Source organism: Actinoplanes sp. NPDC089786, from assembly GCF_040684855.1.
Classification (GTDB): domain Bacteria; phylum Actinomycetota; class Actinomycetes; order Mycobacteriales; family Micromonosporaceae; genus Actinoplanes.
In genome coordinates, this window is record NZ_JBFBGU010000008.1 from 109,395 (window position 1) to 135,670 (window position 26,276).

Sequence of the window (26,276 nt, forward strand, 5' to 3'; positions counted from 1 at the left end):
AATGGATCAGCTCGACCGCGGTGACGAAGCCGCGCGGGTCTGGGCCCGTGATGCCATCGCCCACGTCGAGGCGGACGCCAACCGCTCCGCCGACACCCACCTGCTGCCCTTCCCGCTGCCGGCCGAGTGGGGCGTCGACCTCTACCTGAAGGACGAGTCCTCGCACCCCACCGGCTCGCTCAAGCATCGACTGGCCAGATCCCTTTTCCTGTACGCCCTGTGCAACGGCTGGATCGGGCCGGACACCACCGTGGTCGAGGCCTCCAGCGGCTCGACCGCGGTCAGCGAGGCGTACTTCGCCCGGATGCTCGGCCTGCCCTTCATCGCGGTGATGCCGGCGTCGACCTCGCCCGAGAAGGTCGCGCTGATCGAGTTCCAGGGCGGCAAGTGCCATCTGGCCGACGACCCGGCCACGGTGGTGCCGACCGCGACCCGGCTCGCCGCCGACCTGGGCGGGCACTTCATGGACCAGTTCACCCACGCCGAGCGGGCCACCGACTGGCGCGGCAACAACAACATCGCCGAGTCGATCTACGCCCAGCTGACCCTGGAACGGCACCCGGTGCCGGCCTGGATCGTGGTCGGCGCGGGCACCGGCGGGACCAGCGCGACCATCGGCCGCTACGCGCGCTACCGCCGCTTCCCGACCAGGCTGTGCGTGGTCGATCCGGAGGGTTCGGCGTTCTGGCCGGCGTACCTCAGCGGCGATTTTGATCATTGCACCGGCCGCAGCTCACGCATCGAGGGGATCGGGCGGCCCCGGGTCGAGGCGTCGTTCCAGCCGGCCGTGGTGGACCGGATGGTGCACGTGCCCGACGCGGCGTCGCTGGCGGCCATGCGGGCCGGGTCGGAGGTGCTCGGCCGGCGCCTGGGCGGATCGACCGGAACGAATCTGTGGGGCGCGTTCGGGCTGATCGCGGCGATGCGGGCGACCGGCCGCCAGGGGTCGGTGGTGACGCTCATCTGCGACGGCGGCGAACGGTACGCCGACACCTACTACTCGGACGCCTGGGTCGCCGCGCAGGGCCTCGACCTGACGCCGCACCGGCGGGTCATCGACCGTTTCCTGGCCGGCGGCGAGTGGCCCTCGGTTCCCTGACTCCCGCTGAAAACTGACCGAGCGAAGGGCGGCGCGCGCGCCCGAGATTTGGTTGGATTCCAGACGTGGAAGACGATTCACCTTCTCCGGCGCTCGCCCGGCCGGAGCCACCCCTCCGGCCGGAGGCGCGGCCCGAGCCGCGGGCGGTCTGGCCCGAGCCGGCGTGGCCCGCGCCGCCGGGGGCCTTCACCCCGGCGCCGCCCTTCGAGGTGGTGAACCCGCCGGCCAGTTTCGCCCCGCCGCCCGCGCGGGGAGTCTCGCGCAAGGCGGTCGGGGTCTCGGCCGGCGTGCTGGCGCTCGCGGTGGCCGTCTCCACCGGGATCATCGCGTTCGCGCCCGGGCGCTCGGAGCCCTCCACAGCGCCGGTCCCCGCGGCCGAGGCCGGCGCGAAGCCGCCGGCCACACCCTTCGAGCAGGCCGAGGCGTCGCTCCAGCAACAGACGGCCGCGCTGCTCAAGGGCGACCAGAAAGGCTGGCTCGCGGCCGTCGACCCGAAGTCACGCATGCTCCAGAGCCGCTACCGCACGATGTTCACCTCGCTGCGGGGCCTCGGCGTCAGCCAGTTCGAGTACCACGCCTACCAGCGCGACGGCGGCAAGGGCACCACCGTGCTGATGGGCGTGTCCGCCGCGTTCTGCCTGAGCCGGCCGACCTGCCCCGAGTTCAACTCCAGCTCCGACACCGGGCCGCCGCGCGCCGAGCAGGCCCTCACGCTCAAGCCGGTCGGCGGCCGATACGTGATCACCTCGCTGTCGAACATCAAGGAGCCCAACTACCTCCAGCCGATGCCGTGGGAGAGCGGCGACCTGGTCTTCGAGCGTGGTCGCCGGGTGACCGTGGCGGCCACCCCCAAGCAGGCCAAGAACCTGAAGCGGGTGCTCGCCGTGGCCGAGAAGGCGGCCGTGATCAACGACCGGTACGCCGCCTTCGTCGGCAACCCGCAGCAGCGCTACCGCGTCTACCTGGCCGACGACAAGGTCTGGAAGTCCTGGTACGGCGGCATCGAGGACAAGTGGACGGTGGCGTACGCGGTCCCGCTCAACAACGCCGGCACCGACGTCGTCCTGCGGATGAGCGAACTGAGCGACAAACGCCTGCTCGAGACCACGGTGCAGCACGAACTCGGTCACGTGGTGACGGTCGGCGGAGTGTCCACCCGCGACTTCGGCCAGGACCAGTGGCTCAGCGAGGGCGTGGCCGAATACATCGGCTGGGCGCCCAGGCACGCCAAGGACAGCTGGCGGCGGCAAGGCGTGCGCAACGCCTTCCGCAAGGCCAGGAAGCCGAAGACGATCGCCGCCAGCGCGCTGGCCGACGACGCCAGTGACAAGGCCGGCGACCAGTTCTACGGGCTCGCCCACTTCGCGATCGACTGCATGGCCCAGACGTACGGCGAACGCAAGCTGTTCGAGTTCGTCAAGCTGACGCTGCGCGAGGACAACACCTACGACATGGCGTCCCGAGAGGCGTACGGCCTGCCGTTCGCCACCGTCGACAAGGGCTGCCTGACCTGGATCAAGAAGACGGCGTGACCCACCGGGCCAGCGTCGGGTAATCGGTGATGAACCCCTCGTCGTCCACGATCAGGTCGGCGCTGAACGTGTCCGACGCGAACCGGATCACCCCGTCGCCCAACGGCGTGTAGATCTGGTCGGCCTGCACCACCTCGAGGCTGGGCAGCCGCACCCACGCCACGCTGATCCGGTGGGCCACCCCGGCTTCGGCGGTCAGCAGGCCCAGCCGGCGGATCGGCAGCGTGTTGGTCAGCGGCGAGCCGGTCAGATCGACGTCGAACGCGCCGTAGAGCAGGTCGGGGTCCTCGGTGCCGGGCAGGCCGGCGGCCGCATGCCCGGCCGAGGTCAGGACCGCGTCGAGATTGCCCTGCTCGCCGGTGGTCACCCGCCAGCGGCCGGCCGCAAGCTCCAGGCGCAGGGTACGGGCCCAGCCCGCGCCCTCGGCCGACACGTCCACCCGGACCGTGGCCCACGCCGGGTCGGTCTGGATCTCGTAGCGCGCCGTGTAGGGGATCGGATCGATGGCCTGCTGGGTGCCTCGGGCATACAGACCGTCACGGGCGTCGACCAGCGTGTGTTCGACGCCGGGCACATCCCGGCGCTCCCAGAACCGTGCGGCGGGCAGAGTCGGCATAGGAACCGACGGTAACGGGTTCCGGCCGGGCCCGCATCGGGCCCGGCCGGAAACCACCTGGTGCTACGTGGTGCTGTGTCGCCTAGTAGTTGCTGCTCCGCGCCGGGCGCGGGCTGCTGAACCGGCGGTCGCCGTTGGTCGGCTCACGCCGGTCGTTGCGCCGGAAGTTGCCGCCGCGGGCCGCCCGGTCGCCGAAGTTGCGCTCGCCGGCGGTGCGCTCGCCACCGACCCGCCGCTCGCCACCGCCGGTGCCGCTGCCGCTGCCGCTGCCGCCGGTGAACGTACGCTCGCCGCCGGTGCGCTCGCCGCCACGGTCGCTGCCGCGGGCGAAGGGACGCTCGCCGCGGTAGCCGCCACGCTGGGGCCGGTCACCGAACCGCTTGGGCCGCTCGGTGCGGTCGCGCCGCTGCTCGGGCTCTTCCACCACCGGGATGCCGCTGGGCTCGCGGGCGCCGGTGATCTCCATCAGACGCTCGTCGCCCAGGCGCACCCGCACCTCGTCGGGTGCCACGCCCGCCTTGGCCATCATCGAGCTGGTGCTGCGGCGCTGCTTGGGCAGAACCAGCGTCACCACGGCGCCGGACTCGCCGGCCCGAGCCGTGCGGCCCGCGCGGTGCAGGTAGTCCTTCGGGTCCTTCGGCGGGTCGACGTGGACGACCAGGGAGATGCCGTCGACGTGGATGCCACGGGCGGCCACGTCGGTGGCGACCAGCACGTTGGTGCGGCCTTCCTTGAACTCGGCCAGCGTCTTCGTGCGGACCCGCTGGGTCTTGCCGCCGTGCAGCGCGCCCGCGCGCACACCCACCGCGCGCAGCTGCTCCTGCAGACGGTCGACCCCCATCTGGGTACGGGCGAAGACGATCGTCTTGCCCGCCCGGTTGGCGATCGAGGCCGTGATCGGGAACTTGTCGTGCGGCGGGATCAGCAGCAGGTGGTGATCCATCGTGGACACGCTGGCCTCGGACGGGTCCGTGGAGTGCGTGACCGGGTCGTGCATGAAGCGCTTGACCAGCATGTCGACGTCACCGTCGAGGGTGGCCGAGAAGAGCAGCCGCTGAGCGTTGGCCGGGGTCTTGGCCAGCAGCTCGGTGACCTCGGGCAGGAAGCCCATGTCGGCCATCTGGTCGGCCTCGTCGAGCACCGACACCTCGATCTGGTCGAGGCTGCAGGCGCCGCGCTCGATGAGGTCGCCGAGGCGGCCCGGCGTGGCGACCATGACCTCGACGCCGCGGCGCAGCGCGTCCATCTGGCGGTCGTAGGGCACCCCGCCGACCGCGGTCTTGATGAAGACGCCGACGGCGCGGCCGAGCGGCATCAGCGCGTCGGCCACCTGCATGGCCAGCTCGCGGGTCGGCACCAGGATCAGGGCCTTGGGGTGGTGCGGGACGGCGCGGCCGCCCTTGGCCACCCGGGCCAGCAGCGGAAGACCGAAGGCGAGGGTCTTGCCGGAGCCGGTCTGGCCGCGGCCGAGAACGTCACGGCCGGCCAGCGCGTCGGGGATGGTGGCGGTCTGGATCTCGAACGGCGAGCTGATGCCCTCGCGGGTCAGGACGCGGACGAGCTCGGCGGGGAGGCCGAGGTCGCCGAAGGTGGCAACCGGGATGACCGGGGTCTCGTCGGCGATCGCGGTCTCCTCGGTAACCGGAGTCGCCTCGATGACCGGAGTCTCGTCGATGGCTGCTGCCTCGATGACCGCCGCGGTCTCGATGTCGGCCGCGGGCTCAGTCTCGGCCGCGGGCTCGATGTCGATCGCGGGCTCAGCGTTCTTCGCTTGCTCGGTGCTGACCGCGGGCTCGGAGTTGACCGCGAGCTCGGAATTCACCGCGGTGTCCACCGTGGGGGATTCGAAGACGGAAGGAAAAGTGTTCGGGTCGGCGAAAGTGGTCAAGAGAACCTCTCTACGGGGGCGCATGCTCGCGAATGGCCCGCCGCGGGTCTCGTACGTGTCCGTGAGGACTCGATCGACCGACCGCCGTCATGCCTGCAAGAACGCCCATGGCGTGAACCGGGGGACACGCCGCGTCAAATTACTGCCATCAGTGTACGGGTCAACGTTTGCGCACCCGCGAATAATCCGCGCCGGTAGTGGGCAGACTCACCTTCGGCGCAACCGCGCCAGCTTAGGGCGTATAGCTGCGTAGCGGCAAATTCACTCCTTGCCGAACACGCCGTTCATCATGTCGGTGAAAGCGTCGCCGACGGTGAAGACGAACAACAGGCTGATGCCGAGAATCACCAGCAGCACCACGAGCATCGCGATGCCCACCTTGACGTTGCTGCGCCGGTTGGTGTCGACACCCTTGTCCCAGCCCTGGGCGAGGATGTGCCCGGTCAGCGACCCGGAGTTCTCCAGCGAGTTGGTGTTGACCGGCATGGTCATGTCGATCGGCGAGTCGTTGCCGTAGACGGTGCCGTCCATCCGCTGACCGGGCACGCCCGATCCTGGCCCGTGGAATGGGCTGGACACCTGGGCGGGGACTCCACCGAACGGGCGACCGGAAGCGTCTGACGCGCCGACCCCGGAGGAGGGGCCGTTCCACGCCGGCGCCTGGCTGGGCGGCGGCGCGACGTTCCACGGCGGGTTGGCGGCCGGCGCCGCACCGCCCATTCCGGGCACTCCGGTCCCGGCGCGGAACGGCATCGTCTCGTCCGCGGCCGGCCCACCCGGCGTCCCGGTTCCAGCCCGGAACGGCATGGTCGCGTCGGCCGACGGCGTGCCCGCCCCGGGGCGGAACGGCGCGGTGGCGTCGGCGGACGGGTTGCCCTGGCCCGGGCGGAACGGCGCGGTGGCCTCGTTGGGCTGGCCGGCGCCCGGGCGGAACGGCATGGTCGCCTCGGCCGGTGGCGTGCTGGAGCTGTACGGCGGCGCGCTGGAGCTGTAGGGCGGCGTGCTCGTGCTGTATGGCGGCGCGCTGGAGTTATGGGGCGGCGTGCTCGTGCTGTACGGCGGCGCGCTGGAGTTATGGGGCGGCGTGCTCGTGCTGTATGGCGGCGCGCTGGAGCTGTAGGGCGGCGTGCTCGCGGGAGCGCCACTCGACGGGCGGGCCCAGTCGGCCGGCGGGCTGCTGGCCGGTGCGCCGCTGGTCGGCTGCCCGTAGCTCACCGGCGGCGGCGCGGACCACTGCGCCGGCGGGACGCCGGGCGGCATCGAGTAGGACGGCAGCGGCCCGCCGGCCGCCGGGCTGGAGATCGTCGGCGGCGGCGGGAAGACCGGCTGGGGTGGCCCGGGCACCGGTGACGGGCCGGGGCCGGGCGGAACCGGGCTCGGACCGGGGCCGGGCGGGATCGGCGACGGGCCGGGGCGCGGGGGCATCGGCGACGGACCCGGGCCCGGCGGCACGGGCGAGGGGCCCGGCTGCGGCGTCGGGTACGGGTCGGGGCGCGGGGGCATCGGCGACGGGCCGGGCGGCTGCGGCGACGGGAACGGGTTCGGGAACGGGTTCGGCGCCGGCGAGACCGGCTCCGGCGGGTCGAACGGCTTGAACGGCTCGGGCGGCCGGCTCGGCTCGCCGGGTCGCGGCGCGGGCGCCGGCCGGCGGTCAGGCTCAGGGTCGCCGGGCGCCGGCTCGTCGGGCCGGTTGGGCTCGGGATCGGGCCGGTTGGGCTCGGGGTCAGGCCGGTTGGGCTCGGGCTGGTCGGGATCGCCCGGCTCGGGGGACGTCGCGCTCGGGCGTCCGCCGTACACCTTGGCGCTGCCGGACGAGCGGGCAGGCGCGTCGGCCGGGTCGGCATCCCACGCACCGCCGGGAACCGAGGCGCGGGCCGCACCGGCGCCGGGGGTGGCCGACATCGGCCGGCTGGTGCCGCCCGGCGCGTCGACCCGGCCGGGCACGGACGCGCGGCCCGACCTGCCGCTGGCCGGCGTGTTCGCGGGCGGAACCGAGGCCGGCCGGGAGGAATACGACCCATCGGACGGATCGGACGCGGACTGGTCGCTGCCGGACGCGCCCCAGAGGGCGCCGGGCCCGGGCGGAGGCGGCAATTCGTACCCTTTGTCGCTGTCCCCGGTCGGTGTCCGCCCAGCTCGAGGCGCGTTGCCCTGGCTGTCTGCCGGCGCCTGCTGCTCGTCCATGGGTCCTCCCGACCGCCGCGTGCCGACACCTGGTGGAAGCGTCGGGCGCTGTTTCCTAACCGTGCCACATCGGCGCGGGTGCCCGCACCCGGCGTCGGCAAGGCTAGCGAAGTGGATCAAGTGTCCGGGTTTCCGCCGAAAGCGCTCACCCAGGGGAAACGACGAAGCGCCCCGTCGTCCGGGGCGCTTCTGCCGGTTCGCGAATCAGTTTCCGTCCGAGCCCGCCGACTCCGTCGGATCGGCCGCCTTGGACGTCTCGGTCGGTTCGGGTTCGGCCGGCCTGGTCGTCTCTGGTGGTGTGTCCGGTTCAGTCGCCGGAGGCTGAGTCGTCGGATCGTCCTTCGGAGGCTGAGTTGTCGGATCGTCCTTCGGAGGCTGAGTCGTCGGGTCGTCGTCGGGCGGGTCCGTCGTCGGGTCGTCGCTGGGATCGTCCGACGGGCCGCCGCTCGGGCCGCCCGGGCTGGACGGACCACCTGGGCTGGAGGGACCACCCGGGCTGGAGGGACCACCCGGGCTGGACGGACCACCCGGGTTCGACGGGCTACCCGGATTAGACGGACTTCCCGGGTTGGACGGGCTACCCGGGTTCGACGGCGGGTTGGTTGTTGCCGGCGGCCGCGTCGGGTCGGAACCGTCGTCGTTGCCCGGGGTCGGCAGGTTGGTGAGGTCGGGGCCCTGCGTCGGGTGGTCGACCGAGCCATACACCCGGGTCGCGCCGAACAGCCGGCTCCACCGCACGGGAGTGAGCCGCACGTCGAGCCCGGTGCGTGGCGCCTCGACCATCTTGCCCTGGCCGGCATACATCGCCACGTGGTGGATGCCCGTCCAGCTGTTGCTCGAGCTGAAGAAGAGCAGGTCGCCGGGGAGTAGCGAGTAGCGGTCGACGACCCGGTTGCGCAGCTGCCAGTACTGGTCGCGCGACACCCGGGCCAGCGGGAAGTTCTTAGCCGCGTTGGAGCGGTAGGAGTAATACATCAGGCCGGAGCAGTCGAACTGGTCCGGGCCCTCCTCGGACCAGACGTACGGATCGCCGATCTGCTTCAGCGCGATGGTCAGCGCCGCGATCGCCTTCGGGTCGGCTCCGCGCCCCGAGGACGTGCCGTCCATGTAGTTGGCGCCGAGACGCGCGTCTTCGGCGGTTGCCGTGGCCTCGGCCGCGGTCAGCTCCTCGGCGTGGTCGGCCCGCCACTTGTCGAGCGCCTTCTGCTTCGTGCCGATCGTCGCCTTGAGGGTCGTCCACTTCTGTTGCAGGTCGGTGTAGGTGGCCGACGCGGTGGTCTGCTCGGCCCAGGCGATGGTCTGTGCGTCTTGGATCAGCGCGAGCTGGCGGTTGGCCGCCTCGTCGGAGGAGGTCTCGCCACGCTGCATTCGGGAGAGCGCGTCGAGGTCGGCCAGGCCGGACCCGGGCAGGCCGGGCGGCAACGCGGCCTGGTCGCGCACCGCGGCGGCGGCGGCCGCGGCGGCGTCGTGCTGGGCCTGGGTCAGCGCGGCCTGGGCGGCGGTGAGCTTGGCGCCCGCGGTGTCGGCCTGCGTCTTGGCGAGATCGCGGTCCTCGCCCAGCTTGATCAGCTGGTCGCCGAGGGTGTTGATCTCGTTCTGTTTCCTTTCCTGCTCTTGCAGGATCGGGGCCACCGCGACGCCGGGCAGCGTCACCGGGGTCGTGGTGGTGGGGGTGCTCGAGGTCTGCCCGGGCATCAGAAGGGTGCCGATGGGCGTGGGGCGGGAGCCGGCGTCGGGGATGGCCGGGGCCACCGGGGGCGCCGGGACGTTCGGGGCGGCCTGGGCCGCGAGGGGATGGAAGAGAGCGGCGATAGCGGTGGCCGCGGCAGCGGTCAACACCAACGGACGCCACCAAGGCCGCGCACGTCGAAGTCGATCTGCCCCTCGGTATGTCGCCATCAGCTCCCCGTCCGCTCGGCGCCACCCGGTAGGGCGCTTTCCGAGGCTGTCCGTTCCCCCATATAGGTCATACCCCACCAGGCGTACCGCTGTCGATCGATCGAAGATGAAAGGAACCTGAGAATCGGTGCTCCGCCGGGGTGACCTACGCCGCGTCCATCATGCGCCACGTGGTGCCGGCGAGCCAGGGACGTACGCTCGCACGAAGGGGCAGAGAGGGAGGTACCAATGGACGCCGGTCTGAAGCGTGAGCTGGAGGCCAAGGTCTACTCGGGTGAACGCCTGACCAGGGCCGACGGCGAGGCGCTGTACGCCACGGACGATCTTGCCTGGCTCGGCCGCCTGGCCCACCACAAGCGCACCGAGACCAACGGCGACCGGGTGATGTTCAACGTCAACCGGCACCTCAACCTCACCAATGTCTGCTCGGCCAGTTGTGCCTACTGCTCCTTCCAGCGCAAGCCGGGGGAGAAGGCGGCCTACACGATGCGGATCGACGAGGCCGTCCGCAAGGCCAAGGAGATGGAGGATGAGCAGCTCACCGAGTTGCACATCGTCAACGGACTGCACCCCACCCTGCCCTGGCGGTACTACCCCAAGGTGCTGCGCGAGCTGAAGGCGGCGCTGCCCAACGTCAAGCTCAAGTGCTTCACCGCGACCGAGGTGCAGTGGTTCGAGAAGATCAGCGGGCTGCCCGCCGACGCGATCCTCGACGAGCTGATGGACGCCGGCCTGGAATCGCTGACCGGCGGCGGCGCCGAGATCTTCGACTGGGAGGTCCGGCAGCACATCGTCGACCACAACTGCCACTGGGAAGACTGGTCGCGGATCCACCGGCTGGCCCACAGCAAGGGCATGAAGACCCCGGCCACCATGCTGTACGGCCACATCGAGGAGCACCGGCACCGGGTCGACCACGTGCTGCGGCTGCGTGAGCTCCAGGACGAGACCGGCGGTTTCGCGGTCTTCATCCCGCTGCGCTACCAGCACGACTTCGTCGACGCGCAGGACGGCATCGTCCGCAACCGGATCCAGGCGCAGACCACGATGGCCGCGCCGGCCGAGTCGCTGAAGACGTTCGCGGTGTCCCGGTTGCTCTTCGACAACGTGCCCCACGTCAAGTGCTTCTGGGTCATGCACGGCCTGTCGGTGGCCCAGTTGTCGCTGAACTTCGGCGTCGACGATCTGGACGGCTCGGTGGTCGAATACAAGATCACCCATGATGCCGACTCGTACGGCACGCCGACCACCATGCACCGGGAAGACCTGCTCAACCTGATCTGGGACGCCGGCTTCCAGCCGGTCGAGCGGAACACCAGGTACGAGGTGGTGCGCGAGTACGACCGGCCGCCGACGCTGGCCGACCGGCGCAGCGAGCCGCAGCAGGTCTGGGCGTAGGGCTCCCGGGCCGGCCGCGTACCCTCGGTTTGTCATGACCGAAGCCGCGAAGAAGACCGAAGGCGCCGAGCCGAGCGAGCGGCGCCTCCGCCGCGACGCCGACGGCCGCCTGGCCACCTTCCCCGACCTGGTCGGGACGGCGCTGGCCGGGCTGCTCGCCGGGTTCGTCGTGCTGCTCGTCATCGAGGGCCTGTTGTCGCTGGTGCGGCTCTCCGACTTCGGCGACGCGAGCGGCTGGATCGCGCTGGTCCTGCCGGTGTGGCTGTTCACCGAGGAGTTCCGCGCGGCCGGGTGGGGCGGCGGCCGCGTCGTGGTCGGCCTGCTCGGCCTCGGGTTCGGCGTCGCGGCCGGGATGACGCTGGCCGGCCTGGCCGCGGGCCTGTTCCCGGCGCTGGTCAGCGGTGCGATCGGCGCGTTCGCGCTGACCGTGGTCTACAGCGCCGTCTGGTTCTACGGTCTGCGGTGGCTGCGCCATCGGGCCGGCTGAGGGAGATTGCTGTGAATCCCGCTCTCAAGTACACGCTCGGCCGGTTCGGGCTGTTCTTCCTGTTCCTCGTGCTGCTCCTGCCGGTGCCGCTGAACATCCTGATCAAGGCCATGATCGCGCTGGTGCTGTCGGCGATCGCGTCGTACTTCCTGCTGGCGAAGTGGCGCGACCAGATGGCCGAGCGGCTGGGCACGGTGGCCGACCGGCGCAAGGCCGAGAAGGACCGGCTGCGGGCCGCGCTGGCCGGCGACGAGTCGGCCGCGGCCGAGGGTGATCGGGCCGCCGAGCCCCGGTCCGTCGAGAAATAGGGCATCCTGCCGGGGTAGGTGCCAGCCGGGATATTGCCAGTCGTCTATCCGTGGTGATGGGGTGTCGGAAACCCCCATTCCCTCGGAGGTCGTTCATGAGACGACGTGTCACGGCGGCCGTGGTCGCCGCTCTGGCCGGATTCACCCTGGTCGCGGCCGGACCGGCCGAAGCCGGGCCCGGTGCCGAGCAGTCCGCCCAGTACGAAGTGTTCGACGTGCGTACCGCCGCGTCGCGTAACCAGATCGCCCGCAGCGGCGCCGCGATCGACGGCGTGCAGCACGCGGTGGTCGAGATCACCGCCACCGCCGCGGAGGTCGCGACCCTGCGGTCCCAGGGCTTCAAGGTCGAGAAGCTGCCCGACCAGGCCCTGGAGAAGGCCTCCACCATGGACTTCCCGCCCCGGGACGCCGCCTACCACAACTACGCCGAGACGATCGCCGAGGTGAACCGCGTGGTCGCGGCGTACCCGTCGATCGCCAGCAAGCGGGTGCTCGGCACCTCGTACGAGGGCCGGCAGATCGTGGCCGTGAAGATCTCCGACAACGTCGGCACGGACGAGAACGAGCCCGAGGTCCTTTACGACGCCAACCATCACGCCCGCGAGCACCTGACCGTGGAGATGGCCCTCTACCTGCTCAACCAGTTCACCAGCGGGTACGCCTCGGACAGCCGGGTCCGGTCGGTCGTGGACAGCCGCGAGCTGTGGATCATCCCGACCGTGAACCCGGACGGTTCCGAGTACGACGTGGCGACCGGCAGCTACCGCTCGTGGCGCAAGAACCGCCAGCCGAACAGCGGCTCGAGCAACGTCGGCACCGACCTGAACCGGAACTACGGCTACAAGTGGGGCTGCTGCGGCGGCTCGTCCGGCAGCACCGGGTCCGAGACCTACCGGGGGACGCAGGCGTTCTCGGCGCCGGAGACCCGGGTGATCCGCGACTTCGTGAACAGCCGGGTGGTCGGCGGGGTCCAGCAGATCAAGGCCGCGATGGACTTCCACACGTACTCGGAGCTGGTTCTCTGGCCCTTCGGCTACACCAACGCGCGCACCGGCGAGGGCATGAACACCGACCAGAACAACACGTTCTCGACGCTGGGCCGCCAGATGGCCGCGACGAACAACTACACGCCCGAGCAGTCCAGTGCGCTCTACATCACCGACGGTGACCTGCTCGACTGGCTGTGGGGCACGCACAAGATCTTCGCGTACACCTTTGAGATGTACCCGACCTCCTCGTCGGGCGGCGGCTTCTATCCGCCGGCCAGCGTGATCACGCGCGAGACGAGCCGGAACCGGACGGCGGCGCTGCAACTGGCCGAGGTGGCGGACTGCCCGTACAAGGTGATCAACAAGCAGTCCACGTACTGCTGACCGGCTTGCCCGGGGAAACTACCTGTCCTAGCTTGGTGGCTATGACAGGTAGTTTCCGTGCCTAGGGCCGGGTTGTCGCAAGCCGCGGTGGTCGACGTCGCGCTCGCGCTGATCGACGAGAAGGGCCTCGACGCGCTCAGCCTGGCCGCCGTCGCCGACCGGGCCGGGGTCGCCGCGCCCTCGCTCTACAAACACGTCGGCAGCCTGGCCGACCTGCGCGAACTGATGGCCGAGCGGATCACCCGGCAGATCACCGCGATCTTCGCGACCGAGGTGATGGGCCGGTCCGGCGACGAGGCGGTGATCGCGCTGTTGCGGGCCTACCGGGCATACGTCGTCGGCCACAACGCCCGCTACACGCTGGTGCCGCTCGACCCCCTGCATCGGGACACTCCGCTGGCCCGAGCGGGGGCGGAGATCCTGGCGGTGTTCGTCGCGGTGATGCGGGCGTACGCCATGGACGAAGCCACCGCGACCCACGCGATCCGCCGGCTCCGGGCCGCCGCCCACGGTTTCGCCACCCTGGAGGCCGGCGGTGGTTTCGGCCTCGACCTCGACGTCGACGAGTCGTACGACCAACTCATCGACATGTGCGTCCGCAGCCTGCGTTAGGTTCTACCCGAGACCGCGTTCCAGCGAAGCCGGTGTGATCCCGGCGCTGTCCCGCAACTGTGATGCCCCCGGGCCCGGGGGACGAGCCAGGTCGCCTGGACGCCGGTCGCGAACCAGCGCCCCCGGGGAAGGGGCGCCTCGCGGGCGGGCCACTCCTGTCGGCGAGCCGTCGACAGGAGGAACCATGCAACGACGACGTGTGCTGACCGCGCTGCTGACCTCGGCCGCGCTGCTGCTGGCGGGCTGTGCCGGCGGCGACGACACCCCCGCCGGGTCGCCGCCCTCGGCAAGCGCCGGCCCGGCGTACCCGGTCTCGGTCGGCGATCTGACCCTGGCCCAACGGCCCGAGCGGATCGTCTCGCTCTCACCGACGGCGACCGAGATGCTCTTCGCGATCGGCGCGGGACCGCAGGTCACCGCGGTCGACGACCAGTCGACGTTCCCGGCCGGGGCGCCCCGGACCGACCTGTCCGGCTTCAAGCCCAACGCCGAGGCGATCGCCCGGAAGAACCCCGACCTCGTGGTGCTCTCCGACGACCTCAACAAGATCGTCGACCAGCTGCGTACGCTCAAGATCCCGGTCTTCCTGACCCCGTCGGCCCGGGACCTCGACCAGACCTACGGCGAGATCGAGCAGCTCGGCACGCTGACCGGGCACCCCGCCGAAGCCACCGCGCTGACCGGCCGGATGCGCGCCGACATCGACCGGATCGCCGCCTCCGTGCCGAAGCGCACCAAGCCGATGACCTACTACTACGAGCTGGACCCGACCCTCTACACGGTCACCTCGAAGACGTTCGTCGGCTCGCTGCTCGGGCGGCTGGGGCTGAAGAGCGTCGCCGACGCCGCCGACCCCGACGGCAGCAAGGGCGGCTACCCCCAGCTCTCGCCGGAAGCGCTGGTCAAGGCCAACCCCGAGCTGATCCTGCTGGCCGACACCAAGTGCTGCAAGCAGTCCCCGGCCACCGTGAAGGCGCGCACCGGCTGGTCGTCGATCACCGCGGTCACCTCCGGGAAGGTGATCGCCCTGGACGACGACATCGCTTCCCGCTGGGGACCGCGTGTCGTCGACCTCCTCCGGTCGGTCGCGGACGGGATGTCGTGACCGATCGGCCGCGGCCGGCCGGCCTGCGGCTCCGCTGGGTGGCGGCGGGCCTGGTCGCGGTGGCGATCGCGCTGGTCGCCGGGGTGTCGCTCGGGCCGGTCGGGCTGCCGCCGGGCAGCGTCTCGGCCGAGCTTCTCAACCTCGTTCCCGGGGTACGCCTGCACAGCGGGCTCAGCGAACGAGAGATCGCGATCCTCACCGAGCTGCGCCTCCCGCGCGTGGTGCTCGGACTGCTGGTCGGCGCGATGCTGGCCCTGGCCGGCGCCGCCTACCAGGGCGTCTTCCGCAACCCGCTGGCCGACCCGCACCTGCTCGGCGTCGCGGCCGGCGCCGGGCTCGGCGTGACCGCGGTGATCGCCACCCGCACCACCGACGGCGGCGACGCCACGGCCAACCTGCCGATCGGCGTGCCACCGGCGGCCTTCCTGGGCGCGCTGCTCGCCGTGACCCTGACCTGGATCCTGGGGGCGGCCGGGGGCCGCGAACGCACCCCCGCCACGCTGATCCTGGCCGGGGTGGCGGTGTCGGCGTTCCTGGCCGCGGCCCAGACCTATCTGATGCAGCAGCACGTGGAAACGCTCCGCCAGGTCTACAGCTGGCTGCTCGGGCGGCTGGCCACCGCCGGCTGGCACGACGTGCTGCTGATCCTTCCGTACTTCGTGGTGACGGGTTTGATCGTCCTCTCCCAGCGCCGGGAACTGGACGTCCTCACGGTCGGCGACGAGGAGGCCGCGTCGCTGGGGCTGCACCCGCAGCGCAGTCGCTACCTGCTGCTGATCGCGGCCTCGCTGGGCACCGCGGCGGCCGTGTCGGTGTCCGGGCTGATCGGCTTCGTCGGCATCGTCGTCCCGCACACGCTGAGGCTGCTGTCGGGGGCCAGCTATCGGTCGCTCCTGCCGTTGTCGGTGCTGTTCGGGGCGGCGTTCCTGGCGCTGACCGACGTGGTCGCGCGGACCGCGGCCGGCGAGGCGGAGATCCCGATCGGCGTGGTGACCGCGTTCTTCGGCGCCCCGTTCTTCATCCTGGTGCTCCGCCGGAGCCGGGCGGTGTGACGGTGATCGGTGTGCGGCGGGTGAGTGTGCGGCTGGGCGGGGCGACCGTCGTCGACGAGGTTGACCTCGGGGTCGGCGCGGGCGAGTGGGTCACGGTCATCGGGCCGAACGGCGCCGGGAAGTCGACCCTGTTGCGGGCGATCGGCGGGCTGGTCGCGTACACCGGCGAAATTGATCTTGGAAAGAGGCGCGCCGAGACGCTCAGGCGGCGGGAGCGGGCGCGCGCGGTCGCGATGGTCGCGCAGACTCCGGTGGTGCCGCCGGGGATGCGCGTGATCGACTACGTGCTGCTCGGGCGGACGCCCTACCTCGCGCCGCTGGGCCGGGAATCGGCATCCGATCTGTCGGCCGTGGACGAAGCGCTGGGCGCGCTCGACCTGGAGGACTTCGCGGGGCGGCGGCTCGAGACCTTGTCCGGTGGCGAACGGCAGCGGGTCTTCCTGGCTCGGGCGCTGGCCCAGGGCGCGCCGATCCTGCTGCTCGACGAGCCGACCTCGGCGCTGGACATCGGTCACCAGCAGGAGGTGCTCGACCTGGTGGATCGGCTGCGCGGCGAGCGGGAGCTGACCGTCCTGTCGACGATGCACGACCTGTCGATCGCGGGGGAGTACGCCGACCGGATGGTGCTGCTGGCCGAGGGCCGGGTGGTCGCCGCCGGCCCGCCGCGCGAGGTGCTCACCGAAACCCTGCTGGCTGAGCACTACCGGGCCCGGGTCACCGTGCTGGAGGGCGAGAGCGGACCCGTGGTGATACCTAAGCGCTCTCCAGGATCGAGAACGTCCCGCCCTGCGGATCCTCGATGACCGCGTAGCGGCCCATCGGGAAGTTGGTCGGCGGCCGGACGACGTGCCCGCCCAGCTCGTGGGCCAGCGCGGAGGTCTCGTCGCAGTGCCGCACCGCGAAGTAGAGCATCCAGTGTGCCGCCAGGTCGTCCGGCCAGCCGGGGCCGACCATCGGCTGCATGCCGCCGATCATCTGGCCGTCCAGCTCCCAGACCACGTACGGCTGGCCCACGAACTGGCTCTCCCGCGCCGCCCAGCCGAACACCCGGCCGTAGAAGTCGACCGACCGCTCGACGTCCCGGGTGGTCAGCTCGCTCCAGGTCAGCGCGCCCGGCACGTCGACCACCTCGGCGCTGGCCATCGTGCCGGCCTGCCACACCGTGAAGGGCGCGCCGGCCGGGTCGAGGCAGGCCGCCATCCGGCCCTGGACGCCCACGTCAAAAGGGGGTACGAGCACCTTCCCGCCGGCGTCCTCGACCAGGATGGCGGTGTCGTCGGCGTCATCCGTCGCGATGTACGTGCTCCACGCCGTCGGCTGGCCCTCGCCGAACAGCGGTCCGGCACCGGCCGCCGGCCGCCCGTCCAGGTTGAAGATCGTGTAGCCGCCGTAGTCGTCGCCCGACACGTGGGCCGTCCAGCCGAACAACTCGGTGTAGAAGCGCTTCGCGTCGTTCACGTCCGAGGTGCCGAGATCTACCCAAAGAGGCTGGCCAGGGGTCGGTGCGGTCATCTCCGCATGGTGGCACCGACCCCCCTTTCGACTCTCTTAAGTGTCGAACTTCTAGCTGAACCGCCGACCCTCGTCGCGGCGATAGGCCCATGCGGCCAGCCCAGCGAAGACGATCGTCCAGGCCACCAGGCTCACCGTCGCGGTCAGGTCGAACCGGAAGTCGCCGACCGCCGCCCACATCAGCCGGGCCGCGCCGCCGGTGGGCAGGTAGGGCGCGATGTTCTCGACGAATCCCGGCGCCGCGCCCGGTGCGGTCATCAGCCCGCCGCCGAAGGCCAGCGGGAAGAACAGCAGCTGGGCGGTCACGATCGCCGCCTTGGCCGGCAGCGAGTAGCCGATGGCCAGCCCGAGCAGCGTGAACGGCAGCGCGGACACGGCCAGCGCCCCGAGCGCGGCCAGCGCACCGCCCCAGGTGATCGTGGCCGCGGTGAACAGCCAGGCGATCAGCACGACCGGGATCAGCGAGATCGTCATCAGGGCCAGCCCGGCCAGGATGCGGCCGAGGAACCGCGGTCCCGGTCCGGCCGGCAGCGTGCGGGTGAACGGGTCCCACGGCTGGGCGCGGTCTTCGGCGATGCCGGCGCCGTACTGGAAGAGGTTGGTCGTCATCACCGCGAACGTGACCATGGAGGCGGTGGCGAAGGTGGAGTAGACCGGGTCGTCGCCGACGAACGGCACCACAAAGAACAGCATCGACGCGGCCGGGAAGAACGCGCTGCCGATCAGGGCCATCGGGATGCGTACGGTCTCGAGCAACTGGAACTTGGCGTGGGTCAGAGCGAGCGTGGTCATCGGGCACTCCCCGTGAGAGTCAGGAACGCTTCCTCGAGCGAGGTGGGACGCACTTCCAGGTCGGCGAACGGCACTTCCTTGGCCACCAGGTCGCGGACCAGGCGATCCGCGTCCGGCGTGAGCAGATGGGTACGCTCGCCCTCCCGCTCCCGGCCGACCACACCGGGCAGATCCGGTACGGGCGACGCCGTCGAGACGCTGACCCGGCGGATGGCGACCAGGCCGCGGACGGCGTCGACCGTGTCGTCGGCGAGCACGCGACCTCCCCCGATCACCACGACCCGCTGGGCCAGCGCCTCGACCTCCTCCAGGTAGTGGCTGGTCAGCACGACCGTGCCACCGTCGGCGTGGAACTCGCGGACCGCGTCCCACAGCGACCGCCGGGCCTCCACGTCGAGCCCGGTCGTCGGCTCGTCGAGGAACACGATGCGGGGCCGGCCGACGAAGGCCAGCGCCACCGCCAGCCGGCGCTTCTGCCCGCCGGACAACCCGCCGGTCTGCCGCCGCGCCAGATCGGTCAGGCCGAACCGGGCGAGCACCTCGTCCCGCCCGAGCGGCCTGGGAAAATGGGCGCGGGTGTAGTCGACGACCTCGACGACCCGCAGCGACGACGGCAGCCCGGTCTCCTGCGGCGTCACGCCCAGCGAGGCGCGGGCGGCCGCGTGGCGCGGGTCGCGGCCGCACAGCTCGACCGTGCCCTCGCTCGGCCGGCGGAGCCCGGTGAAGAGGTTGACCAGGGTGCTCTTGCCGGCGCCGTTCGGGCCGAGCAGCCCGACCAGCTGGCCGGCCGGGACGTCGAGGGACAGCCGGTCGAGGGCGAGCACGTCGCCGTACCGGCGGCTGACGTTGATCGCGCGGGCCAGGGTCATGGCTCCTCCGAGGGGTTGAGCAGGGCTTTCAGGGCCGCGGTGTAGTCCTCGAAGGCCAGCCGGCCGCGGCGGGTCAACTGGACGAGGGTGGCCGGCGTCCGGCCCTGATGGGTCTTGGTCACCTCGACGTAGCCGGCGTCCTCGAGCTTGCGGAGATGCACCGACAGGTTTCCGGCGGTCATCCGCAGGATCTCCTGGAGCCGGGGGAACGCGATCCGGTCGCCCTCACGGAGCATCGACAGCGACGAGACCACCCGGAGCCGGGCCTGGGCGTGGATCACCGGGTCGAGTTCCGGCAGCTCGGTCTGGCTCACTGGTTCCCAGCCTCGGCGTTCCCGGCCCCGGCGTTTCGGGCCTCGGCGGTTTCGGCCTCGGCGTTCTGGGCCTCGGCTTTTTGGGCTTTTGGCAGGCGGGACTTGGCGTAGGCGCCGGCCGCCAGCATGCCGCCGCCACCGAGCACGGCCAGCAGCAGCGCGTGCCACCCCGGCCCGGCGAAGACGCCGATCACGTTGATCGCGCTGATGAAGACGCCCAGCAGGAAGACGTTCTTGTCGTTGTAGATGGCGCCACCGGCCATGTGCAGCGCACCGGTCAGCGCCACCATCGCGCCGGCCCAGAGCAGGTTGACCTCGCCGTCGGGCACGAACTGGCTGACCCGGCCGAGCACCGTGGACAGCCCGAAGAAGGCGACCGACCAGGTGATGCCGTAGAACGCACCCTGCCGGCTGGACGGCCCGGAGATCCACCGCCCGCTGCGGGCGCCGACCACCCCGGTGAACGCGCCGGCCGTGATCATCGTCGCCGCCAGCACGGCCAGGGGCACCCAGTCGGGCATGTCGACGAAGACCCGCCCGCCCGGCCCGAAGCGCAGGAACAACAGGGTGAAGCTGATCAGCCAGGCGAAGCCCCAGGGCCACAGGAAGACGCGCGGGTCGGGGGTCAGCTTGCGTTCCGCCTCGGCCCGCTCGCGCTCGATCAGGCGGAGCGATTCGGCCGGGTCCATCGGCAGGTCGTCATCGTGCTCGCTCGTCATGCAAAGAACTTTACCGCACAAAGTCAAAGAGGTTTGTGCCATAAAGTTGACAGCCTGCTGGGATGTTCGACATCGAGGCCTACCAGCGCCGCGCCCGGTCCGGCCCCTGCTTCATCTGCGCGTTCCTCGCGGGCCACCCCGACTACAACCACCACGTGGTGTACGAGGACAACGCGACGATCGCCTTCCTGAACCGCTGGCCGACGCTGCGGGGCTACACGCTGGTGTGCCCGAAGCGCCACCTCGAGGACTGGCTGCGCCTGCCCCGGCCGACTACCTGGTCGTCCAGTCGGTCGTCCACCGCGTCGCCGTGGCGATCGCCGAGGTCGTGCCGACCGAGCGCATGTACTCCCTGTCCCTGGGCAGCCACCAGGGCAACGCCCACCTGCACTGGCACCTGGCGCCCCTGCCGCCCGGCGTGCCCTACGACCAGCAGCAGTACCACGCGCTGATGGCCGAGAACGGCGTTCTGCCGGTAGACGAGGCCGACCAGTCCACCTTGGCCGCCCAGATCCGCGCGGTCGTTCCCGGCCGCACCGGCTGAACGGCGGTCATCGGGTGCCCGGCCCGGCTGTGACGGGCGACGACTTCCGGCGTACGAAGGATCGGCTGTCGTCGGCGCTGGGCGATCGGTTCGACGCCCTGTACGCCGAAGGGCGCGCGCTCCCACTACCGGAAGCACGCGCCCTGGTGGCGTGACGCCTAGCCCTTGCGCCACTTCTGGTTGGCGGTTCCGGCGCAGTCCCAGAGCTGGAGCTTGGCGCCGTTCCCGTTCACCCAGTCCTTGATGTCGACACACCGGTTGGACTGCGGGTTCACCAGGTCACCGGCGCCGGAGAGGGTGAACTGCTGGGCCCCGGTGCCGTTGCACGTGTAGAGCTGGATCGCCGCGCCGTTGGCGGTGGAGCCGTCGGCCACGTCGGCGCACTTGCCGTTCTCGGTCTTCAGCGCGCCGCCCTCGAACGTCCACTTCTGGGCGCCCGAGTTGTTGCAGGTGTACGTCTGGAGCGGCGCCCGGTCGACGAAGTTGGCGCCGGGCACGTCGACGCAGAGGTTGTTCCAGTTGCTGATCACCGGCACCCCGGCCGGCGTGGGCGGCGGGGTCGAGCCACCGGCGCCGAACGGGCTGAGGATCAGGCCGGCCGAGCGCGGGTCGCCGTCGTGCACCAGCGACTCGAACGCGCCGACGTCGTCGAACGGGAACGCGTAGGCCTTGCCGTCGACCATGTTCGCGTGGATGACCCGGGCGTACTGGTTGGCCGGGTTGTTGCGGTAGAACTCGCCCGCGTTGAGGGTCGGCTGAGTGTCCAGGGTGCCCAGGGTGCCGCGGTTGAGAGCGGCGCAGAGGGTACGCGAGATCGGGCCGACCACCTGGTCGTTGGGTGCCGGCAGGTCACCGGCGCAGCCCCAGACGCTGCCCGAGGACGGGCGGTTGAACGACGCCACCTGCTGGCCCGCGCTGTTCGTGAAGTTCATGACGTTGCCCGACGTACGCCCGAAGTACTTGGTGTTGGGCTGGTCCCCGAACGGCACGACGGTCAACACCTTGCCGGTGTACGCGTTCCACGCCGACGCGATGTACGAGTCGTAGTAGTTGGCGGCCAGCAGCCCCGCCTCGGCCGCCTTGCCCGGCGCGAGCACCCGCAGCACGGTCCCGTCCGAGCGGCTGACCACGGTGTTGGCCCAGCCGGACTGGCCGCGGATGCCGTCGATGATCGCGTTGCGGCCGTTGTTGACCACGTCGCCGGTCCGCCTGGTCGCGCCGCTCGCCCCGGTCACGGTGACCGCGTGCGGGATCGCGAACATGTCCACCTGCGAGCTGTTCAGCCACAGGCCGGCGTCGTTGTAGGTGAACTCGGACCAGTCGAACAGAATGTTGCGGTTGGGGTCGCCGCCGGCCCACGGCGCGGGCTGCACCAGGCCGTCCGGGGTGAGGAAGAACTTCAGCTTCTCGCCGAGGGAGAAGTAGACCCGGCCGGAGAACCCGCGCGGGAAGTTGATCGTGGTGGTGCCGCCGTTGCCGGGTCCGCCGATGGCGACGTCCGGTGCGGGCGAGGGCGGGAGCTGGCCACCGCTCCAGGCGGTGAACGTGCCGGCCTGGTTCACGTAGCCGAGTCGGCCGCTGGAGAGCTGGACGCCGATCGTGTAGAGGTAGACGGCCTCGCCGCGCCCGGTGTTGTTGGTCACCGAGACGGGGAGGACGGCCGGGCCGATCGCCTGTGCGGGGGTGGCGACCACGGCGGTGACCGGAATCACGAGGGACAGGGACAGGAGTAGGGATCTCAGTCGCAATCGCACGAGAGCCTCCGGGGATGAGGACGAGAGAGCGCTCTCACAGCGTGAATGTTTTTAGTAAAGAATGTCAATAGATGATTGCCGATCTATGACCCGACCTAAGCTCGAACTCATGAGCGACATGACCTACCGCCGCCTCGGCCCCTCCGGCCTGCTGGTCTCCGTGGTCGGGCTCGGCTGCAACAACTTCGGCCGCAAGCTCGACGCCGACGGCACCCGCGCCGTCGTCGACGCCGCCCTCGACGCCGGGATCACCCTGTTCGACACCGCCGACATCTACGGCACCCCGCACGGCGCCTCCGAGGAGTTCCTCGGCGCCGCGCTCAAGGGTCGGCGCGACGAGGTGGTGCTGGCCACCAAGTTCGGGATGGACATGGAAGGCCTCAACGGCAACGACCGCGGCGTACGCGGATCGCGGTCCTACATCATCCGGGCCGTCGAGGCGTCCCTGCGCCGGCTCGACACCGACCACCTCGACCTCTACCAGATGCACGAGCCGGACCCGGGCACCCCGATCGACGAGACCCTCGCCGCGCTCGACCACCTGGTGCGCAGCGGCAAGGTGCGCTACCTGGGCAACTCCAACTTCGCCGGCTGGCAGATCGCGGACGCCGACTGGACCGCGCGGGCCGCCGGGCTGACCCCGTTCATCAGCGCGCAGAACCAGTACAGCCTGCTGGCCCGCGAGGCCGAGCAGGAGGTCGTGCCGGCCTGCGAGCACTTCGGGCTCGGGCTGCTGCCGTTCTTCCCGCTCAACAGCGGCCTGCTCAGCGGCAAGTACTCGCGGGACGAGAAGCCGGCCTCAGGGTCGCGGCTCTCGCTTCCCCGCTATCAGCGCTGGCTCGACGGCGCCGACTGGGACACCATCGAGGCCCTGACCGCGTTCGGTGCCGACCGCGGCCACAGCCTGCTCGACGTGGCGATCGCCGGCCTGGCCGCCCGCCCGGCCGTGACCAGCGTGATCGCCGGCGCGACGACCCCGGACCAGATCCGGCAGAACGTCGCCGCCGGTGGCTGGGAGCTCACCGCCGCCGACGTGGCGGCGCTCGACGAGATCTTGAGCTGAGGCCGCTCCGCCTCAGAGCGCCGCGAAGACCGGTCCGTCCGGCGGCAGCGCCGGCGCCTCGCCCCGCGCTGCCGCCCGGCGGGCGAACTCGCGCAGCCCGGCCACCTGGCGCTCGCCCAGCGAGAAGTCGAGCGCGCGGAAATAGTTGGCGAGCGTCGCGGCGTCGAACGGTTCCCACCGGGCGGCCGCCTCGGCCACCGTGTCGAGCTCGTCCAGGCACAGGTCACGGGAGCGCAGGAAGGCCTCGTGCACCTCCTTGACCACGCCCGGGTGGGCCGACGCGAAATCCTTGCGCACCGCCCAGACCGCGAAGACCATCGGCAGCCCGGTCCACTCGCGCCACGCCTCACCCAGGTCGACCACGGTCAGACCGCTGGGCGGCTCGTGCATGACCCGCAGCGCCGGGTCGCCGATCAGCACGCCCGCGTCCGCCTCCATCAACATCTGGGTCAGGTCGGGCGGGCAGCGGAAGTACTCCGGTTCGGCCTGGTAACGGTCGGCCAGCAGCATCTGCGCCAGCAGCACGCCGGTTCGTGAGGTCGAGCCCAGCGCCACCGGGCGGCCGTCCAGCTCGCCCAGCGGCCGGGTGGTCACCAGGTTCACCGACAGCACCGGCCCGTCACTGCCGACCGCCAGGTTGGGCAGGAGCAGCAGATCTTCGTGGTGGCGCAGGTATTCGACCAGCGAGATCGGGCCGATGTCGAGGTCGCCGGCGACCAGCGCCGCGTTCAGCCGGTCGGGCGTGTCCTTGCGCAGATCGACGTCCAGCAGCGCGCCCGAACGCATCAGGCCCCAGTAGATCGGCAGGCAGTTCAGGAACTGGATGTGCCCGACCCGGGGGCGCTGGACGCGATCACTCATGCCACCGAACGTATCCCGGCATTTCGCCCCGCCGGTAATTCGGTGGCGTATCCCACGTCGGAGCGTAAGGTGGTTGGCCGCTCGACGGACGAGGTGAAAGCACCGAAGCGGACGTCGCCGCGCCGGGTCCAGGCGGCCATCCGCCCCCGGATACGCGGAAGCGAAGCATGCGAGCGATAGGGAAGATCAGCGTGCCCGCACCTGACCTCGACAGCGAACTGCAAGCCGAACGAACCCATCTGTCCGAGTCCCGGGCCGCCCTGCGCCGGATGCGCGGCCGGGCCGAAGCCCTCTTCTCGACCGGCAGCGACGTCGCCGGCGACGCGTACGGCGCCGAAGCCCTCGGCCGGACCCTCTCCCGGCGGGTGGCCGAGCTGGCCGACGTACCGGACACCCCGCTGTTCTTCGGCCGCCTCGACATCGGCGACGCCGAGTTCCACGTCGGCCGGCGGCACGTCACCGACGACGCCGGCGAGCCGATGGTCCTGGACTGGCGGGCGCCGCTGTCCCGCTCGTTCTACCGGGCCAGCGTCCGCGACCCACAGGGTGTGGCCGTGCGCCGCCGATTCGGTTTCGTCCGCGGCGAACTGACCAGCTTCGAGGACGAACACCTCGACCGCGGCGAGGAACTCGGCACCAAGAGCCGCATCCTGACCGCCGAGATCGAACGGCCGCGCGTCGGCCCGATGCGCGACATCGTCGCCACCATCCAGCCGGAACAGGACGAGCTGGTCCGCGCCGACCTGGAGCACTCGATCTGCGTGCAGGGCGCGCCCGGCACCGGCAAGACGGCGGTCGGGCTGCACCGGGCGGCGTACCTGCTCTATCTGCACCGCGAGCGGCTGCGCCGGTCCGGGGTGCTGATCGTGGGGCCGAACACCGCGTTCCTGTCGTACATCTCGGCGGTCCTGCCGGCCCTCGGCGAGGTCGAGGTGCAGCAGGCCACCGTCGACGAGTTGATCGGGCGGGCGCCGGTCCGGGCCGTCGACACCGACGCGGCCACGCTGATCAAGCACGACCCGCGGATGGCCCGGGTGCTGGCCGAGGCGCTGCGCGGCCGGCTGGTGAAGCCGACCGAGCCGATCATGGTGTCGGACGGGTCGTACCGGTGGCGGATCGACGCGGAGCCGCTGCGCCGGATCGTGGACGAGGCCCGGCGCGAAGGACTGCCGTACGCGGTGGGCCGGGAGCGGGTGCTGGCCCGGGTGGTCGGGCTGCTGCAACGCCAGTCCGAGTACCGGACCGGCAACTCGCCCGGCGAGGGCTGGATGCGCAAGATGGCCCGGGTGGCGCCGGTCCGCACGTTCATCGACGCCGCCTGGCCGTCGATCACGCCGGCCGAACTGGTCGTCTCCGTGCTTGTCGACCCGTCGATCGCGGACGGCATCCTGACCCCCGACGAGCAGGAGGCGATCCGCTGGGTCAAGCCGCCACGGACGGTCAAGGCCGCCCGGTTCAGCGCCGCCGACCTGGTATTGCTCGACGAGGCGGCCGGGCTGCTGGAACGGGAGTCCAGCTTCGGGCACGTCGTCGTCGACGAGGCGCAGGACCTGTCGCCGATGCAGGCGCGGGCGATCGCGCGGCGCAGCGAGCACGGGTCGATCACGCTGCTCGGCGACCTGGCCCAGGGCACGGCGCCGTGGGCGGCGGTGAACTGGCGGGACACCCTCGGCCACCTCGGCAAGCCGGACGCCGCGGTGGTCCCGTTGACCGTCGGGTTCCGCGTACCCGAAATGATCATCGAATTGGCCAACCGCCTGCTGCCGGCCCTGGGCGTGGACGTGCCCGAGGCCGAGTCGCTGCGTAGCGACGGCGACCTGTCCATCGTGCCCACCGGCGATGTCGAGGCGGCCATGCTGGTCGAGATCACGGCCGCGCTCGAGCACGAGGGGTCGGTCGCGGTGATCGCGGCCGACAGCGCCATCGACCGCCTGCGCAAACACCTGGCCGCGGCGGGCGTCGAGGCCGCGACCCCCGAGGACGTCGACTCCGAGGCGCGCGTCACGGTGGTGCCCGCGACGATGGTCAAGGGCCTCGAGTACGACCACGTCATCGTCCTCGAGCCCGCCGACATCGTGGCCGCCGAACCGCGCGGCCTGCACCGCCTTTACGTCGTCCTGACCCGCGCCGTCTCCCGCCTCTCGGTCCTGCACAGCCAGCCCCTGCCGCCGCCTCTCTGATTAGACGCTTCCAGCCCTGGCGACGCTCGCCGGCCCACTCACTCGTCGGTGCGGAATGAGGGTTGTTCGACCCTCACGAACCGGTTCGCGCGTCCGTAGCGTCCCTTCTCGACAG

General features: G+C 71.3%; 24 protein-coding genes, 2 pseudogenes and 1 riboswitch. Of the genes and pseudogenes, 15 read left to right on the forward strand and 11 right to left on the reverse strand.

From position 1 onward, the window contains the following. The first annotated feature begins 1 nt into the window (after position 1). Positions 2-1,099, forward strand: a complete 1,098-nt coding sequence (locus AB0O15_RS23940; protein ID WP_364322330.1) for a PLP-dependent cysteine synthase family protein — start codon at positions 2-4, stop codon at positions 1,097-1,099. A gap of 65 nt (positions 1,100-1,164) precedes the next feature. Next, positions 1,165-2,631, forward strand: coding sequence for a hypothetical protein (locus tag AB0O15_RS23945; RefSeq protein WP_364322332.1), 1,467 nt, complete (start codon positions 1,165-1,167; stop codon positions 2,629-2,631). Here AB0O15_RS23945 and AB0O15_RS23950 read toward each other — a convergent pair. The 4 genes from AB0O15_RS23950 to AB0O15_RS23965 all read right to left on the reverse strand — a co-directional run bounded on the left by AB0O15_RS23950 (position 2,615) and on the right by AB0O15_RS23965 (position 9,158). Continuing rightward, positions 2,615-3,247 carry a putative glycolipid-binding domain-containing protein gene (locus AB0O15_RS23950; RefSeq protein WP_364322334.1) on the reverse strand — a complete coding sequence of 211 codons (633 nt, stop codon included), beginning with the start codon at positions 3,245-3,247 and terminating at the stop codon, positions 2,615-2,617. The two genes, AB0O15_RS23945 and AB0O15_RS23950, sit on opposite strands and share 17 nt — an antisense overlap. 82 nt (positions 3,248-3,329) lie before the next feature. Beyond that, a complete protein-coding gene (locus tag AB0O15_RS23955; RefSeq protein WP_364322646.1) occupies positions 3,330-4,871 on the reverse strand; it encodes a DEAD/DEAH box helicase in 1,542 nt (513 codons plus the stop codon). Positions 4,872-5,396: 525 nt separating this feature from the next. After that, a complete protein-coding gene (locus AB0O15_RS23960; protein WP_364322336.1) occupies positions 5,397-7,319 on the reverse strand; it encodes a hypothetical protein in 1,923 nt (640 codons plus the stop codon). A 204-nt stretch (positions 7,320-7,523) separates the two neighbouring features. Then, positions 7,524-9,158, reverse strand: coding sequence for a C40 family peptidase (locus AB0O15_RS23965; protein WP_364322338.1), 1,635 nt, complete (start codon positions 9,156-9,158; stop codon positions 7,524-7,526). 288 nt (positions 9,159-9,446) lie between these two features. Here AB0O15_RS23965 and mqnE point away from each other — a divergent pair, with 288 nt between their 5' ends. The 8 genes and pseudogenes from mqnE to AB0O15_RS24005 all read left to right on the forward strand — a co-directional run bounded on the left by mqnE (position 9,447) and on the right by AB0O15_RS24005 (position 16,356). Beyond that, on the forward strand, positions 9,447-10,616 hold the full coding sequence (gene mqnE / locus AB0O15_RS23970) for an aminofutalosine synthase MqnE (protein ID WP_364322340.1): 1,170 nt from the start codon (positions 9,447-9,449) through the stop codon (positions 10,614-10,616). Positions 10,617-10,650: 34 nt separating this feature from the next. Next, positions 10,651-11,103 (forward strand): hypothetical protein, encoded by a 453-nt coding sequence (locus tag AB0O15_RS23975; RefSeq protein ID WP_364322342.1) that lies wholly within the window; start codon positions 10,651-10,653, stop codon positions 11,101-11,103. Between the two features lie 11 nt (positions 11,104-11,114). Further along, positions 11,115-11,411, forward strand: coding sequence for a DUF4229 domain-containing protein (locus AB0O15_RS23980; RefSeq protein ID WP_364322344.1), 297 nt, complete (start codon positions 11,115-11,117; stop codon positions 11,409-11,411). Positions 11,412-11,506: 95 nt separating this feature from the next. Continuing rightward, positions 11,507-12,781: pseudogene (locus AB0O15_RS23985) on the forward strand (M14 family metallopeptidase); the annotation flags it as partial. A 60-nt stretch (positions 12,782-12,841) separates the two neighbouring features. Beyond that, positions 12,842-13,396, forward strand: coding sequence for a TetR/AcrR family transcriptional regulator (locus AB0O15_RS23990; RefSeq protein ID WP_364322346.1), 555 nt, complete (start codon positions 12,842-12,844; stop codon positions 13,394-13,396). Between the two features lie 28 nt (positions 13,397-13,424). Further along, a riboswitch (cobalamin riboswitch) is annotated at positions 13,425-13,487 on the forward strand. Between the two features lie 93 nt (positions 13,488-13,580). Then, positions 13,581-14,501: an ABC transporter substrate-binding protein gene (locus AB0O15_RS23995; protein ID WP_364322348.1), complete on the forward strand. Its 921-nt coding sequence runs from the start codon at positions 13,581-13,583 to the stop codon at positions 14,499-14,501. After that, positions 14,498-15,553, forward strand: a complete 1,056-nt coding sequence (locus AB0O15_RS24000) for an iron ABC transporter permease (RefSeq protein WP_364322350.1) — start codon at positions 14,498-14,500, stop codon at positions 15,551-15,553. Before AB0O15_RS23995 ends, AB0O15_RS24000 begins: the two co-directional genes overlap by 4 nt. A 5-nt stretch (positions 15,554-15,558) precedes the next feature. Then, the gene (locus AB0O15_RS24005) at positions 15,559-16,356 is read left to right on the forward strand and encodes an ABC transporter ATP-binding protein (protein ID WP_364322648.1); all 798 of its coding nucleotides are present in this window, start codon (positions 15,559-15,561) and stop codon (positions 16,354-16,356) included. On the opposite strand, the gene AB0O15_RS24010 is transcribed toward AB0O15_RS24005, so the two are convergent. Genes AB0O15_RS24010 through AB0O15_RS24030 form a run of 5 tightly spaced genes read right to left on the reverse strand, consistent with a single transcriptional unit; the run spans position 16,307 to position 19,759 of the window. Continuing rightward, positions 16,307-17,065 (reverse strand): VOC family protein, encoded by a 759-nt coding sequence (locus tag AB0O15_RS24010; RefSeq protein WP_364322352.1) that lies wholly within the window; start codon positions 17,063-17,065, stop codon positions 16,307-16,309. The two genes, AB0O15_RS24005 and AB0O15_RS24010, sit on opposite strands and share 50 nt — an antisense overlap. Positions 17,066-17,116: 51 nt before the next feature. Further along, positions 17,117-17,857: an ABC transporter permease gene (locus AB0O15_RS24015; RefSeq protein ID WP_364322354.1), complete on the reverse strand. Its 741-nt coding sequence runs from the start codon at positions 17,855-17,857 to the stop codon at positions 17,117-17,119. Beyond that, entirely contained in the window at positions 17,854-18,726 is an 873-nt protein-coding gene (locus tag AB0O15_RS24020) for an ABC transporter ATP-binding protein (protein ID WP_364322356.1), read from the reverse strand. Before AB0O15_RS24020 ends, AB0O15_RS24015 begins: the two co-directional genes overlap by 4 nt. Further along, entirely contained in the window at positions 18,723-19,040 is a 318-nt protein-coding gene (locus AB0O15_RS24025) for a transcriptional regulator (protein WP_364322358.1), read from the reverse strand. Before AB0O15_RS24025 ends, AB0O15_RS24020 begins: the two co-directional genes overlap by 4 nt. Further along, on the reverse strand, positions 19,037-19,759 hold the full coding sequence (locus AB0O15_RS24030; RefSeq protein ID WP_364322360.1) for a transporter: 723 nt from the start codon (positions 19,757-19,759) through the stop codon (positions 19,037-19,039). Before AB0O15_RS24030 ends, AB0O15_RS24025 begins: the two co-directional genes overlap by 4 nt. A gap of 62 nt (positions 19,760-19,821) precedes the next feature. On the opposite strand from AB0O15_RS24030, the pseudogene AB0O15_RS24035 reads away from it, so the two are divergent. The 3 genes and pseudogenes from AB0O15_RS24035 to AB0O15_RS24045 form a co-directional block, all read left to right on the forward strand. After that, positions 19,822-19,971 (forward strand): annotated as a pseudogene (locus AB0O15_RS24035) (hypothetical protein); the annotation flags it as partial. A gap of 14 nt (positions 19,972-19,985) precedes the next feature. Further along, positions 19,986-20,303 (forward strand): hypothetical protein, encoded by a 318-nt coding sequence (locus AB0O15_RS24040; protein ID WP_364322682.1) that lies wholly within the window; start codon positions 19,986-19,988, stop codon positions 20,301-20,303. Positions 20,304-20,317: 14 nt separating this feature from the next. Continuing rightward, on the forward strand, positions 20,318-20,458 hold the full coding sequence (locus AB0O15_RS24045; RefSeq protein WP_364322362.1) for a hypothetical protein: 141 nt from the start codon (positions 20,318-20,320) through the stop codon (positions 20,456-20,458). Positions 20,459-20,461: 3 nt separating this feature from the next. Here AB0O15_RS24045 and AB0O15_RS24050 read toward each other — a convergent pair whose 3' ends face one another. After that, entirely contained in the window at positions 20,462-22,057 is a 1,596-nt protein-coding gene (locus AB0O15_RS24050) for a beta-1,3-glucanase family protein (RefSeq protein ID WP_364322364.1), read from the reverse strand. A gap of 118 nt (positions 22,058-22,175) precedes the next feature. On the opposite strand from AB0O15_RS24050, the gene AB0O15_RS24055 reads away from it, so the two are divergent. Beyond that, positions 22,176-23,120: an aldo/keto reductase gene (locus AB0O15_RS24055; RefSeq protein ID WP_364322650.1), complete on the forward strand. Its 945-nt coding sequence runs from the start codon at positions 22,176-22,178 to the stop codon at positions 23,118-23,120. A gap of 12 nt (positions 23,121-23,132) precedes the next feature. Here AB0O15_RS24055 and AB0O15_RS24060 read toward each other — a convergent pair whose 3' ends face one another. Then, on the reverse strand, positions 23,133-23,981 hold the full coding sequence (locus AB0O15_RS24060; RefSeq protein ID WP_364322366.1) for a menaquinone biosynthesis protein: 849 nt from the start codon (positions 23,979-23,981) through the stop codon (positions 23,133-23,135). Between the two features lie 167 nt (positions 23,982-24,148). On the opposite strand from AB0O15_RS24060, the gene AB0O15_RS24065 reads away from it, so the two are divergent. After that, the gene (locus tag AB0O15_RS24065) at positions 24,149-26,161 is read left to right on the forward strand and encodes an AAA family ATPase (protein WP_364322368.1); all 2,013 of its coding nucleotides are present in this window, start codon (positions 24,149-24,151) and stop codon (positions 26,159-26,161) included. The last annotated feature ends 115 nt before the right edge of the window (positions 26,162-26,276 follow it).